This is a genomic window from Peribacillus sp. NPDC096448 (assembly GCF_044762675.1).
Lineage (GTDB): Bacteria > Bacillota > Bacilli > Bacillales > DSM-1321 > Peribacillus > Peribacillus frigoritolerans_B.
The window spans coordinates 106628-118848 of the sequence record NZ_JBIWEU010000012.1 but is presented as its reverse complement, the minus strand read 5'-3'; the positions used below and the strand labels follow the sequence as shown (position 1 = coordinate 118848).

General features: G+C 41.6%; 14 protein-coding genes. 5 read left to right on the top strand and 9 right to left on the bottom strand.

What is annotated here, in order from left to right; all coding sequences use genetic code 11:
* Positions 1 to 70 precede the first annotated feature (70 nt).
* Positions 71 to 1477: a polysaccharide deacetylase family protein gene (locus ACIQ0C_RS19940; protein ID WP_403063136.1), complete on the bottom strand. Its 1407-nt coding sequence runs from the start codon at positions 1475 to 1477 to the stop codon at positions 71 to 73.
* 185 nt (positions 1478 to 1662) lie between these two features.
* Here ACIQ0C_RS19940 and ACIQ0C_RS19935 point away from each other — a divergent pair, with 185 nt between their 5' ends.
* Positions 1663 to 2178, top strand: coding sequence for an RNA polymerase sigma factor SigV (locus ACIQ0C_RS19935; RefSeq protein ID WP_403063133.1), 516 nt, complete (start codon positions 1663 to 1665; stop codon positions 2176 to 2178).
* Complete coding sequence (gene rsiV / locus ACIQ0C_RS19930; protein ID WP_403063130.1) at positions 2163 to 3032, top strand: anti-sigma-V factor RsiV; 870 nt, start codon at positions 2163 to 2165, stop codon at positions 3030 to 3032. The genes ACIQ0C_RS19935 and rsiV overlap by 16 nt, the downstream gene beginning before the upstream one ends.
* Before the next feature lie 85 nt (positions 3033 to 3117).
* Here the strand turns inward: rsiV and ACIQ0C_RS19925 are convergent, their stop codons facing one another.
* Entirely contained in the window at positions 3118 to 3342 is a 225-nt protein-coding gene (locus ACIQ0C_RS19925; RefSeq protein WP_403063127.1) for a hypothetical protein, read from the bottom strand.
* A gap of 337 nt (positions 3343 to 3679) precedes the next feature.
* Here ACIQ0C_RS19925 and ACIQ0C_RS19920 point away from each other — a divergent pair, with 337 nt between their 5' ends.
* Entirely contained in the window at positions 3680 to 5170 is a 1491-nt protein-coding gene (locus ACIQ0C_RS19920; protein ID WP_402840554.1) for a peptide MFS transporter, read from the top strand.
* Positions 5171 to 5254: 84 nt separating this feature from the next.
* Here the strand turns inward: ACIQ0C_RS19920 and arfA are convergent, their stop codons facing one another.
* The 6 genes from arfA to ACIQ0C_RS19890 form a co-directional block, all read right to left on the bottom strand.
* A complete protein-coding gene (gene arfA / locus ACIQ0C_RS19915; RefSeq protein WP_403063124.1) occupies positions 5255 to 5440 on the bottom strand; it encodes an alternative ribosome rescue factor ArfA in 186 nt (61 codons plus the stop codon).
* A 38-nt stretch (positions 5441 to 5478) separates the two neighbouring features.
* Complete coding sequence (locus ACIQ0C_RS19910; protein ID WP_403063121.1) at positions 5479 to 5751, bottom strand: YesK family protein; 273 nt, start codon at positions 5749 to 5751, stop codon at positions 5479 to 5481.
* 677 nt (positions 5752 to 6428) lie between these two features.
* Positions 6429 to 7376 (bottom strand): hypothetical protein, encoded by a 948-nt coding sequence (locus tag ACIQ0C_RS19905; protein WP_403063118.1) that lies wholly within the window; start codon positions 7374 to 7376, stop codon positions 6429 to 6431.
* A 226-nt stretch (positions 7377 to 7602) separates the two neighbouring features.
* Positions 7603 to 8985, bottom strand: coding sequence for an adenosylmethionine--8-amino-7-oxononanoate transaminase (bioA, locus tag ACIQ0C_RS19900; protein ID WP_403063115.1), 1383 nt, complete (start codon positions 8983 to 8985; stop codon positions 7603 to 7605).
* Positions 8982 to 9689: a dethiobiotin synthase gene (gene bioD, locus ACIQ0C_RS19895; RefSeq protein WP_403063112.1), complete on the bottom strand. Its 708-nt coding sequence runs from the start codon at positions 9687 to 9689 to the stop codon at positions 8982 to 8984. The genes bioA and bioD overlap by 4 nt, the downstream gene beginning before the upstream one ends.
* The gene (locus tag ACIQ0C_RS19890; RefSeq protein ID WP_403063109.1) at positions 9668 to 10252 is read right to left on the bottom strand and encodes a biotin transporter BioY; all 585 of its coding nucleotides are present in this window, start codon (positions 10250 to 10252) and stop codon (positions 9668 to 9670) included. The genes bioD and ACIQ0C_RS19890 overlap by 22 nt, the downstream gene beginning before the upstream one ends.
* A 279-nt stretch (positions 10253 to 10531) precedes the next feature.
* On the opposite strand from ACIQ0C_RS19890, the gene ACIQ0C_RS19885 reads away from it, so the two are divergent.
* Together ACIQ0C_RS19885 and bioB are read left to right on the top strand one after the other, a co-directional pair.
* Complete coding sequence (locus ACIQ0C_RS19885) at positions 10532 to 10708, top strand: hypothetical protein (protein ID WP_402840532.1); 177 nt, start codon at positions 10532 to 10534, stop codon at positions 10706 to 10708.
* Positions 10709 to 10753: 45 nt separating this feature from the next.
* Positions 10754 to 11719, top strand: coding sequence for a biotin synthase BioB (gene bioB, locus ACIQ0C_RS19880; RefSeq protein WP_053537392.1), 966 nt, complete (start codon positions 10754 to 10756; stop codon positions 11717 to 11719).
* Between the two features lie 13 nt (positions 11720 to 11732).
* Here the strand turns inward: bioB and ACIQ0C_RS19875 are convergent.
* The coding region (locus tag ACIQ0C_RS19875) for a hypothetical protein (protein WP_403063106.1) at positions 11733 to 12221 on the bottom strand (489 nt) is incomplete at its 5' end.

The window sequence follows — 12221 nt, the reverse complement described above, 5'->3', positions numbered from 1 at the left end:
AAAGGTCTGCTTATTTTATTTGAATGAAAAGAGCCTGTTCCGAATCACGAAACAGGCTCTTTCCTTTTGATTATTCACTTATGGTGATTCCGGAAAGTTCACGGTCTTTCTTTACCTTTTCCAATTCCGAAATGGTGACCAGTTGATAACCTTGGTCATGCAGTTGTTTGATGATTTTTCCTGCAGCCTGGGCGCTAGTTTGATAGATATCATGCATTAATATGATTTTGCCATCCTTGGCTTTGCCCATCACTTTGTTTACGATTTTCTTTTCATTGCGCTCTTTCCAATCTTCGGGATCGACATCCCAAAGTGCGACTTTCATGTCCTCCATGTATTCCCGCACATTATTGTTAATCGCTCCATATGGGGGACGGACGAGATTTGGCTCAATACCTGTAGCTTTTTCTACAGCGTCTTGGGTCTTTTCGATTTGATCTTCGATTTTGTTCTTGCTTAAGCGCGTCAGTTGCGGATGATCCCATGAATGGTTGCCGATCTCATTTCCTTGCTGCAGCATTTTTTGCAGTACTTTCGGATAGTGCTGTACACGGCTTCCAAGTACGAAAAACGTCGCGTGTCCGTCATACTTTTCCAGGGCTTCAAGAATGGACATGGTATGACTTGGATGCGGCCCGTCATCGAACGTCAAGGCTATGACCTTTTTTGAAGGGTCGATCCAATCATTTTTCACGGGCAGTTTGGCGACGATATGTTTCGGCTGCCATTCCTTTACACGATCTTCATTCAAATCTTGACTTTGATATGAATCTAGCAAACTATCTTTAAAAAGATCCTTCTTGATGGCTATTGTATGGGTCTTAGTTGAATCATCAGTCTTAACGTAGAATACGAGCGTATTTTTAAAGACTGAAAAAGAATTGAAGTTGGCTGCCTTCAGTTTGTTTTCCTTTTTAATGAGACTGTTTGAAATGCCTTCTTCTTCCTTCTGCGTTAACTCTTCAAAAACGATATCGGATAAAACGGATAAATAATCAGTATCCGTGGCAAAGATGTCTTCTATAGAGAGTTTTTGCTGAGATGGAATATCATAAGTGAAGATCTGGGTTCCAGACTGCTTCTTTCCTTCCACTTGCTCATATTTATCGAAGGAAATCGTAATGGTCTGTTTGCTGAAATGGAGGATCGTATAGGTGAGGTTAAGCTCGGAAGCTTTTCCTTCGGAAGCTTTCCATTTCTTTTCATAATCCTTAATTTCTTTCTTTATGTATGCATCTAGCTGCTTGTCGATATTTTCTAAATGCAGAACGGGCCTGCTGGCTGAATACCCGCCTTTCGTATTATCTTTCACATACGTTTGAATATCGGCTTCTGGGTAATTTTTATCAGTTGTATAGGCCGAAACGGTTCTCTTCTTATCAAAAGCAAGGCTTTTGATAGCTAACCCCATCGTTCCGATGGCAGCTGTTAGACAAAATAGAAAAATAAAGACTTTTTTATAATTTAATTTCCTCATGATGCACTCCACCTCGATAATCATTCTACTATATAGACGCGCCAAAAGCCTTAAAAGTTTGTTAAAAATTTCATTTTTTTATATTTATATATTTCCTTGTTCATTTTCAAACTTTTATGGCTGCAGCAACGTCTATTCTTTGTACCTAGGATACGTAATTTAAATGTAAGGAGCTCTATCATGCAATGAAAAATCTAGATATGAATCAATTAATCGCGGCCCGGATAACCGAACGGCAAGAGAATTTGTACAGACTTGCTTTTTACTATGTCAAAAACCAGGAGGATGCCCTAGATATCGTGCAGGAATCAATCAGGAAAGCGCTAGCCTCCAGCAGCAAAATCAAAGACGCCGCTTCTATAGATAGTTGGTTATATAAGATCATCGTCCGAACGGCACTGGATGTTTTGCGGAAGAAAAAGAAACTGACCGTCGCCGATGACGAAACAATAGAATACTTAAGCAGCGGTGAGGAAGATCACTATCCTGACCTGGATTTGCAAAAGGCACTGGAAGGACTTTCGGTCAAGTATAAAACGGTAGTCGTTCTCCGTTTCTTTGAGGACCTGAAGTTGGACGAGATAGCGGAAGTGCTGGAAGAGAACGTAAGCACGATTAAAACGAGATTATATAAAGCGCTGCAACTATTGCGGATCAACATGACTGAACGGGAGGAAACGAAAAGATGGAAAAAAAATTAAAAGGTCTGCGGGAAGAATATCTTAAAATACCGATACCAAAGGAATTGAATGATGTCGTTCAAGAAGCCTTGAATGAAAAGCCAAGGAAGAAGCCAAGGGTTGGCAGGAATATCCTCGTGTCAGCGGCTGCAGCGCTTCTGATTGTGACAGCTTCCGTAAACATCAGCCCGGCAGCGGCGAAAGCCATGAGTGATATTCCGATAGTCGAGAAGGTCATCAAAGTGATTACCTTCGTCGAATGGAAAGAAGAAGCGAATAATTCCTCGGCAGTAATCAAAACACCTGCTATATCCGGTCTCGAGAATAAACAGCTCGAAGATAGCTTGAATGATAAATACTTATCGGAAAGCAAGCAGCTTTATAAGGAATTCACGGACTCCATGGCAAAACTGAAGGAAGGGGAAAAGGGCTATATCTCGGTGGAAAGCGGATATGTGATATTGACGGATAATGAAACGATCTTATCCGTACAGCGTTATACGGATACGATTTCTGCTTCCAGTTCTACAGAAAGTCAATTCGATACAGTCGACAAGAAAAACGAAGTGCTGTTAACGCTAAATAGTTTATTTAAAGATGATCGCTATCTTCAGGTGATCAGCGAGAACATCAAGGAACAGATGAAGCGGCAAATGGCTGAAGATCCGGAAAAGATATATTGGGTCGAAGATAATGATCTTACTGCTTTTAAAGGCATCGATGAAAACCAAAACTTTTATATAAACGAAGATGGCAAGCTAGTCATCGCGTTTAACAGCTATGAAGCTGCGCCGGGATATATGGGGGCCGTCGAGTTCGTCATCCCGACAAAGGTGCTGTCAGACCTTCTTGTTGGCGATCAATATATTCATTAAAACGGCCTATTGTAATTCTTATGACGGGCGGAAGGTTTTTAAAACGGCACTATACCCATTAAAAAAGACGAACAACGTTACTTGATTACAGTAACCTTGGTTCGTCTCTTTTTTGATCTAATTTCATCTGATCCAGTTCCAGCCTCATTTTTTCCGTTTCCATAAGGAAGTTTTCATGTTTAAGTTTTTCAAGTTCCAATTCAACTTGTAGCATCTTCTGTTTGGTCTTTGACTGTTTTTCCAAATGGCTTGTCAGTATGGCGATTATAGGGATGGAAAAAACCATCACGACGGTTATGATCCCTAACATTATGGTGCCTCCTCGTTTTTATATCTATTATATGGGGAATATAACGGTTGTGGTGGGGTTATTTCAAAATTCACCATTTCCTATTCTCATTAATAAGTGCATGGCAACCAAAGTGATATCAAACGTAATACCATGGGAGAAGTTAGGGCAATATATCATTGATGGCCGCTTTCTATTAGATTATATGGACTGTTTTTTAGTGAGAGATCCGGACTTTTGCATGCGTGGTGGAAAGCCACTTCTATTTATTCTGAAGTTAATTATTTAAATATAATAAATATTTGTTTACAACAGAAAAAATAAAAGTTATTATACAATAATAAAAGGAGAGCTAGGTATGGCAACGATAAATAAACAGAAAATTGTGGATAGTGTACCTCAAAAAGGTTTTTTTGGAAACCCTAAAGGATTATTCACCCTTTTCTTTACTGAGTTCTGGGAGCGTTTCTCCTACTATGGCATGAGGGCCATTCTTGTTTACTATATGTATTACGAAGTTTCTAAAGGGGGACTAGGCCTTGATGAAACTACAGCCCTTTCCCTAGTATCCATCTACGGATCTTTAGTATATATGTCAGGAATAATTGGCGGATGGCTCGCCGATAGGATTTTTGGGACTTCAAAAGCCGTATTATACGGTGGTATCTTGATCATGCTCGGGCATATTGTCCTTGCTTTACCAGGCAATCTCTCCATGTTCTTTGTTTCCATGGTACTCATTGTTCTGGGTACTGGTTTATTAAAACCGAATGTTTCCAGCATTGTCGGGGAAATTTACGCAGAAAATGATGAACGCCGGGATTCCGGTTTCAGTATATTCTATATGGGTATCAACATGGGTGCATTCCTTTCACCACTCATTGTTGGTTCAGTCATGAACTACAGCTTTCACCTTGGGTTTGGCATAGCCGCAATTGGTATGTTGATTGGACTCATCGTCTTTGTTGCAACAAAGAAAAAGAACCTGGGCTTGGCTGGAACTTTTCCTGCTAACCCATTATCACAGAATGAAAAGAAAAAAGTATTCACTAAATTGGGGATAGCTGCACTTATCATAGCTGCCATCATCGGCATCACTGCTTCTGCAGGCATCTTAACGATTGAAACCTTTATTAATCTTGTAGGTATCCTAGGGATCGTTATTCCGACCCTTTATTTCATTTTCATGTATCGCAGTCCGAAAACAACTTCTGTTGAACGTTCACGCTTGCTTGCCTATATTCCTTTGTTTATAGCAGCTGTCATGTTCTGGGCGATTCAAGAGCAAGGTGCAACAATATTGGCAAACTATGCAGACAAAAGGACACAGTTGAATTTTGCCGGAATAGAAATAAACCCGGCATGGTTCCAATCTTTGAATCCTTTGTTCATCATTACCCTTGCACCGGTATTCGCATGGTTATGGATTAAACTAGGAAAGCGTCAGCCGACCATTCCTCAAAAATTCTCAATAGGTCTGCTGTTCGCCGGTTTATCATTCCTGGTGATCCTGCTTCCCGTTTATTTCGGTGGATCCGACGCATTAGTCAATCCGCTATGGCTTGTACTTAGCTATTTCCTTGTAGTGCTTGGAGAACTTTGTTTATCTCCAGTTGGACTTTCAGCAACTACAAAATTGGCTCCGGCCGCATTCTCGGCACAAACGATGAGCCTGTGGTTCCTGGCAAGTGCAGCAGCACAAGCACTGAACGCACAAATCGTCAGATTCTACACACCGCAAACCGAAATGGCTTATTTTGGAGTGATTGGTGTTGCTTCAATGGTCCTTGGACTGGCCCTGATGGCCTTATCACCAAAGATTCAAGGTTACATGAAAGGCATTCGCTAACAGTTAGCCAGCATAAAAAAGATGACCCCCGAATTAAAACGAGGTCATCTTTTTTGTTACTTATCCTTACATAGATCACTCGAATTACAGATATGATAAGCGAATATGAAAAAAAGAGCATCCTTTATAGGATTGCTCTTTCTTCCGGTTGTAAGAACCTTTTCCTTTTTTGTTTTTAATAATACGGGTGGAGGGATCAAACGCCCAACGCATGCGGCTATTGGTCATTTCACCAATGGTTTTCTTATTGGTTTTATTCGTAATAGTCATTGAATATATTCCTGCTTTCATAGTATTTGAACTGAATTTTAGCTTTGTACGCCTTTGTTTTTGCTCGCAATAATTGAAGCCACAATTGCAAAGGGCAGTAAAAGGAAAGCCAGTATTCCGAATCCAGCTCCTTCAAACCCTCTGATGTTCACAAAACCAATGTAAAACAAAATAATTGAAGTTATAACGGTTAATATGCCTGGTAAAAGCCTAACAAATAAAGATAAATGTAATTTCCTAAGCCACCATGCTAAAAGTAATACTAGCATTCCAGGGACGCAAGCAACCAGGAGGGGGACTGCCAACATCATTTTGTAACCTCCTCTAATTCATTATGTAAATAATACCATAATAAGTGAATTTCCTTTTATATATTAGAATGAGAAAGACAGCCGATGGTGGTCATTTTCTTGGATGTGGGAGCAAAAAAAGTCCAACATAAAGGTGAGGTAAATATTGTCGGATAGGGGTTCTATCTAAATTTTAATATCGATTCCTTGTTGGGGATGACCAATGGCTGCGCATAAAAAAGTCATTTAAACATAATTATATATAACGATAGGTGTTTTATGGGCAGGAGGGAAGGTATGGTGGGAAGGAAGTATAAGTATGAGCTACTATTGAGAAGCGCCAGGAAAGTCGGGTCCAAACCTAAAGGTATTGAAATGCCATCTTCACCAGTATGGAGTCCCAATCATATAAAATCAGCTAAGGATTGGATCGGCAGGAGCCCTATTCTGGAACCGTATATTAATACATATCTTGGACTTAAAAAATAACCCCGTGAGTCATCAGGGTTATTTTTAATTTACATTTGATAATACTTTTTTTACTGACGGACTATTCGGTGTCAACTTGTTCGAGTGATAAGTTGGAATAACGACCTCGTGAGGCTGTGACTTGCCAACCTTACTTGCGGATTTAAATAGTTTGGATTTACTATATTTTCTTTTAGGTAAAGACATCGTTATCACCTCTTTCCTTTATTTTACTTAATTTCTTCCTCAGATTCAATATCTTCCTCTTCTTGAATAGCCAAGGATGTGTGATATCTTCGGTATAATTCATATGTTAATGAAGCTAGGCCTGATACTAAATGGCCGTCATATTCATCAAAAATGGTTCGATAGCTCTTTAGGACAATCACATACGTAATTAAGCATTCTTCCTCAGTCAGGAGATTTTCTTCGACGTTAATTGTATGGATCATAAAGTTTTTAAAGTGTATGTATCTATCATTCTCTTTATTGATAGGAAGCCCGATTCCTTTCACTTTTGCAGAGGGAAGAGATTTTTTAACAAGTTTAGGAGCTGAATAATTCTGTTTAAACTTGGTTTCCGTCACTATATCAAATTCAAAATGGGAGTCCCAATTATTTTTATAGTGATCTCTCATGTAAAAGAGCATTTCTTCAAGAAAGTCCTTATAGCTTGTATTATCCCTTTCAACTTCTAAAAACAATGATTTAAAATCCTCTTTTAACCAGTAAGAGAGGAGTCCGAATTTATCTTGTTGAATGGTCAAATTCCTAGCTACCTCGATGGCTTGAGATTCTCTTTCAACTTCGAGGGTCATGAATTTAAATCTTTTAACGCTCAATAGCGGGATTGGTATAAGTATAAAAAGGAATAGCAGGATTAAAAAGTAACCGACATGTTCAAAGATGATTTTTGCTTTTGGTGATTCCGCTAATGGTTTTAAAACCAGTGATGTAACGGTGGGATCCTTTTCAATGACTTTACTTTCCTTTACTTTTTCCCTTTTACTTGTTTGTTCCTGTTTCGACTCTTGAATATTACCGGCAGGTGCCTGAAAATAGCGAATAATTCCAGAGACGATTATTAGAATGAGCAGACTTATATAAGCAAAAGTATAAAAAGTCCTGATCCAGTCTTTTCTGGTAGGGGAATCATACGCTTTTTCTATGCCTGACAAAACGGTTCACCTCTTTCCTTTTACCCTGATTATAGCAGAAATACCCAAAAATATTAAAAATATCTAGGTTAATCTAATAGGTTTGTAAAACTGAAAAAGAGGCTAATGATGATTTTAGCCGTGCAGACAATGGAAGATAATGAGCATATGTACTCCGTAATTCTAAAGTGCATTTGTGAAGAAAGGAAAGAACCGGGTGAGCCCTGCCCTTCCGGTTCTTTGTGTATCAGTTAGCTGCTGGAATCAATCCTTTGTGAATGGAGACTTCCTGAATGGCATGGTAGACGGTTTCGACCATGAAATCGAGTTCCTTTTCTGACATGGAAAGGATCGGCATCATCGTGATGACTGGACCAAGTTCCCGGATGATCAGGCCATTTTCCCGTGCTGTATGGATGATTTCGGAAACGACATTCTCTTGGAGTGTGAACGTTTCTTTTGTTTGGCGGTCTTTAACGATTTCCACTCCAATCATGAAGCCGCGCTGGCGGATATTGCCGACTATCGGAAGTTTGTATAGCGCTTGCAGTCTTTGTGATAGGTATTTTGATTTTTTCTGGATGTCTTCAATGAGATTGCGGCTTTCCATCAGCTCGATATTCTTCAGGGCCAGTGCACAGGCAAGCTGGTTTCCTGTATAGGTGTGACCGTGATAGAAGGTTTTATGTTCTTCCCGTTCCCCCAAGAAGGATTGAAAGATCTGCTCGTTCATGATGGTTGCGGCAAGTGGCATATATCCCCCAGTGATCCCTTTGCCCATACACATGATATCGGGGACGACGTCTTCCTGTTCGCAGGCAAACATTGTTCCGGTGCGACCGAACCCTACGGCCACCTCGTCACAAATCAAGAGGATATTGTACTTTTTGCATAATTGCTCGACCCCTTTCAAAAAGCCCTGGGGATGGGTTATGATGCCTGCCGCGCCCTGCACGAGCGGCTCGATGATCAATCCTGCAATTTCCTCTGATTGTTTCTGCAGTAACTTCTCCAGTTCCTTCAAGCAATGGTTTTTCACGGCTTCTTGATCTCCATACTCAGTCATGTGATAGGCATATGGTGAAGGGGCGGAAATCCGTTGAAATAAGAGTGGCTTAAAGATTCTATGGAATAGATCCATTCCGCCCACACTAACGGCTCCGACAGTATCGCCATGGTATGCTTCGTCAAGGGAGACGAATTTGTTTTTACTCTGATGCTTGACGGGATCGATATTCTGCCAATATTGATAAGCGACTTTAAGGGCGATTTCCACAGCAGCAGATCCCGTGTCGGAGTAAAAGACTTTCGATAAAGAACCAGGAGTGATCTCTGCCAGTTTTTTCGCCAGTAAGATCGATGGTACATTCGCAGATCCCAGCAGCGTCGAGTGCGCGACTTTATTCACTTGTTCAATTAGGGCGCCGTTTAATTCCGGCTCGTTATGCCCGTGCACATTCACCCATAATGAAGCATAGCCGTCGAGGTAGCGTTTGCCATCCGCATCAATCAGGTAGCTGCCTTCGCCGCGTTCGATGATCAGCGGTTTACTTTCCCGATACGTTTTCATTTGTGTGAACGGATGCCATACATATTCCTTATCCCATTGTTCTAAATCCTGACTGTTCATGCTTCGAACACCTCTTTCAGTTGTTGGGTATATTCTTGATCACCAAGCAAATCAAGGATGCAGATCCTCAAGTCTTTTCTAACATCGGCCATTGTTGGAATGCAGGCGAGGCCATTCAGCCCAGTCAGCTTTTCAATGGTTTCGATATTATCTTGATGAATTCGATCTTCTGGCCGGTAATGATTATACAAAATGGTTTTCACGTTTATTTTATGGATTTGGGCATAAGAATGGGTCGTCACGACATCATGAATCGCCCCTAAACCGCTTCTGGATACGAAGAGGACAGGCATGCCGCAATCCCTTATGAAATCCGCCGTCATATAGAAACCTTCCGTCCGTTCAATAAGCGGCACAGCCAATCCGCCAGCTCCCTCGACCAATACGATGTCATACATTTCCTCAAGTTCATGGACCCTTTCCACGACTTTCTTCTCATCGATAAGACTGCCGGTTAATTTAATCGCCAAATGTGGGGAGGTTTCGGGTTCCAGTGTATAAAACCCTGATTCCTTTACACCGAGTTCCTGTTCAAACCAAGATATATCCGGGTATGTATTATTTTCCTCATTGATTCCAGTTTGAAATGGTTTGAATATCGTGACGCTTTTTCCCAATGTTTGAAGAGACAGATAGAGTGCACTCGTGACGATGGTCTTTCCAATATCCGTGCCAGTTCCGGTTATAAAGTAGGCTTGGCCCATGGATGATTCAGCTCCTTTACGTTTATATATCTTGCAATGCGCGGCCGTACTTGCTGAATGATGACAGCACATAGAATGCATAGCATTAAATCACCGGGTACAGGTAATAAGAAGCCGTAAAGAATCGTATGGCTGATGGAAAGCGGCGTTTCCACAATCCACTTCATCGCACCATACAGCCAAATGGAGCCGAAAAAGTAAACTGTCAGCAAAGAGGCGGCATTAGCAAAGAATATGGAACGAATCGTGGAGAGGGAAAACCGGTTGATCAGCCATCCATTTACATAGGCTCCCAGTATATATCCGAGCAAATAGCCGAAAGTGGGTTTGAATATATAGCCGAATCCCCCGCCTTCAGCAAACACAGGTACCCCGATAAGTCCGATCAAGACGTAGCATAACTGACTGAGCATCCCAAGCCTGGGCCCCAATAATGCGCCTGCCAAATAGACTGCCAGAATTTGCAGTGTGAATGGTATGTAAGGGATAGGTATCTTAATAAAGGCGCCAATGGCAGTTAACGCGGTAAAAAGGGCCACATAAGAAATCGTCCTTGTTTTCATATTTTTAACCCCCTTTTTGAAATGGCTCTGCAGAATGCCCACTATTAGTTTGCCTGATTCCCATTTTATATGTCAACTGATTTATGGTTTAGTTAACATATAAAGTGCCAGCTTCCTTACGATTTAAAGGACGAACCAGGAAAATATTGAAAAAAGACCATTGAATAATATTTTGTTTGTATGTTATTATTCTATCGATATGTTAACTTAATGTATTTTGGGTTAACAAATATTGTCGCTTCATTGATACTGCTAAATGTTGATTGCCCATTGAGGTTGATGGTGCATATACGACCGGTTGGTTGGAGGGGAAAGTGGATTGGTGATGGGGACACCCGCGGCTGGAGCAGCAGGTTGCAAGAAGCAGGTCTATTACTAGATATCATCCGTTTTATGTGCGGAGAACCGGAACGGGTTATGTTCTTTTTCAAGGAATGGCGATTCGGCACACAATAAAAGAAAAGAGGGATAGGTTTGGAAACATTGGTAAGGGATTGGAAGATGTTAGCGGAGAACGTTATCAAAGGATATAAAGTGACGGAGGAAGAGGCATTATCCATCGTACAAGCCCCAGACGAAGAGGTTTTGGAAATTTTGAATGCAGCCTATCTCATACGGAAGCATCATTATGGGAAAAAGGTTAAATTGAATATGATCATCAATACGAAATCAGGATTATGTCCCGAGGATTGCGGCTACTGCTCACAGTCGATCGTCTCGGAAGCCCCGATTGATAAATATGCTTGGCTGACTAAGGAAAAGATTGTCGAGGGAGCACAAGAATCAATTCGTCGCAAGGCGGGTACTTATTGCATCGTTGCTTCTGGCCGTCGTCCGACCAACAGGGAGATCGATCATGTCATTGAAGCGGTAAAAGAAATCCGCGAAACGACGGATCTTAAAATCTGCTGCTGTTTAGGTTTCCTAAATGAGGAACATGCCGGTAAACTAGCGGAAGCAGGCGTTCATCGCTATAACCACAACTTGAATACATCACAGGAAAACTACAGCAAAATTACATCGACACATACATACGAAGACCGGGTAGATACTGTTGAAGCTGTGAAAGAAGCCGGAATGTCCCCATGCTCTGGCGCCATTTTCGGTATGGGCGAATCTGAAGCGGAAGCGGTGGAAATCGCTCTATCCTTACGCAGCCTTGATGCAGATTCCATTCCTTGTAATTTTCTCAATGCAATTGACGGAACGCCGCTTGAGGGAACTTCCGAGTTGACTCCCACTAAATGCCTGAAATTGATTTCGATGATGAGATTCGTTAATCCGAGTAAAGAAATCCGTCTGGCCGGTGGTCGTGAGGTCAATCTCCGTTCCATGCAGCCCATGGCACTTTATGCAGCCAATTCCATCTTCGTCGGCGACTACTTAACGACAGCTGGTCAAGAACCCACAGCGGACTGGGGAATCATCGAAGACCTGGGATTTGAAATTGAAGAATGTGCCCTTTAATTGAAAAAGATGATTATTGAGGAAAACTAAAAAACACCCCTAGGGTGTTTTTTTTCAGTTTGTCGACAAAGGTGAGTTCGTATTGGTCCCACCCCGAACCATGATTATAAAACAAGACTAGGTTATCCTTCATGTTTTTTACAGTAACCCTAATTGGATGGAGGAAATGAGCGACCCTCCTGCCGAATAACTGGCTAGCCAAGACCCCGGAGCCGCTTGCGGTAAGGGGGCTTGGCAGCCAGTCGGCGGAAAGGGAGCGGATTTCTGAAATCAGCTGGAACTTTTTTAAGAAAAAAACAGCAGGCAAACGCGATTTCTTCGAATCTAGGTTATCCTTCATGTTTTTTACAGTAACCCTAATTGGATGGAAGAAATGAGCGACCCTCCTGCCGAATAACTGGCTAGCCAAGACCCCGGAGCCGCTTGCGGTGAGGAGGCTTGGCAGCCAGTCGGCGGAAAGGGAGCGGATTTCTGAAATCAGCTGGAACTTTTTCAAGAAAAA

Coding starts and splice junctions, on each gene's coding strand:
- ACIQ0C_RS19940 (WP_403063136.1), bottom strand. CDS start 1,477: ATGAGGAAATTAAATTATAAAAAAGTCTTTATTTTTCTATTTTGTCTA.
- ACIQ0C_RS19935 (WP_403063133.1), top strand. CDS start 1,663: ATGAAAAATCTAGATATGAATCAATTAATCGCGGCCCGGATAACCGAA.
- rsiV (WP_403063130.1), top strand. CDS start 2,163: ATGGAAAAAAAATTAAAAGGTCTGCGGGAAGAATATCTTAAAATACCG.
- ACIQ0C_RS19925 (WP_403063127.1), bottom strand. CDS start 3,342: ATGTTAGGGATCATAACCGTCGTGATGGTTTTTTCCATCCCTATAATC.
- ACIQ0C_RS19920 (WP_402840554.1), top strand. CDS start 3,680: ATGGCAACGATAAATAAACAGAAAATTGTGGATAGTGTACCTCAAAAA.
- arfA (WP_403063124.1), bottom strand. CDS start 5,440: ATGACTATTACGAATAAAACCAATAAGAAAACCATTGGTGAAATGACC.
- ACIQ0C_RS19910 (WP_403063121.1), bottom strand. CDS start 5,751: ATGATGTTGGCAGTCCCCCTCCTGGTTGCTTGCGTCCCTGGAATGCTA.
- bioA (WP_403063115.1), bottom strand. CDS start 8,985: ATGAACAGTCAGGATTTAGAACAATGGGATAAGGAATATGTATGGCAT.
- bioD (WP_403063112.1), bottom strand. CDS start 9,689: ATGGGCCAAGCCTACTTTATAACCGGAACTGGCACGGATATTGGAAAG.
- ACIQ0C_RS19890 (WP_403063109.1), bottom strand. CDS start 10,252: ATGAAAACAAGGACGATTTCTTATGTGGCCCTTTTTACCGCGTTAACT.
- ACIQ0C_RS19885 (WP_402840532.1), top strand. CDS start 10,532: ATGGTGCATATACGACCGGTTGGTTGGAGGGGAAAGTGGATTGGTGAT.
- bioB (WP_053537392.1), top strand. CDS start 10,754: ATGTTAGCGGAGAACGTTATCAAAGGATATAAAGTGACGGAGGAAGAG.